This window comes from Streptococcus suis, from assembly GCF_002964045.1.
GTDB lineage: Bacteria > Bacillota > Bacilli > Lactobacillales > Streptococcaceae > Streptococcus > Streptococcus suis_U.
Genome location: NZ_POPB01000583.1, coordinates 1 through 340 on the forward strand (window position 1 = coordinate 1; position 340 = coordinate 340).

General features: G+C 40.9%; 1 protein-coding gene. It reads left to right on the plus strand.

The genetic code is table 11. The features are described 5' to 3' along the window. A partial coding sequence (locus C1E99_RS12990) for a type I restriction endonuclease subunit R (RefSeq protein ID WP_161951218.1) occupies positions 1-340 on the plus strand: 340 nt, incomplete at both ends.

Consider the following 340-nt stretch of genomic DNA (forward strand, 5'->3'; position numbering starts at 1 on the left):
CTGGTCAAACCAGTTTTACCTCAACCTTGATTCTGCATGATGCAGGAGATAAGGAGTACAAGAAAGATGAAGTAGATAAGTTTAAGAAAGGTCAGACAGACTTTGTTATAGTGTATTCCATGCTTTTGACAGGCTTTGATGCTCCTCGCTTGAAACGTCTCTATCTAGGACGGAAAATCAAGGCCCATAACCTTTTGCAGACCCTAACCCGTGTCAATCGACCTTATAAGGACTATGTTTTTGGTTATGTCATTGATTTTGCGGATATTTCAAAAGAATTTGACAAGACCAACAAGGCCTATCTGGAAGAACTCAATCGGGAATACCAGTCAGCCCTAAC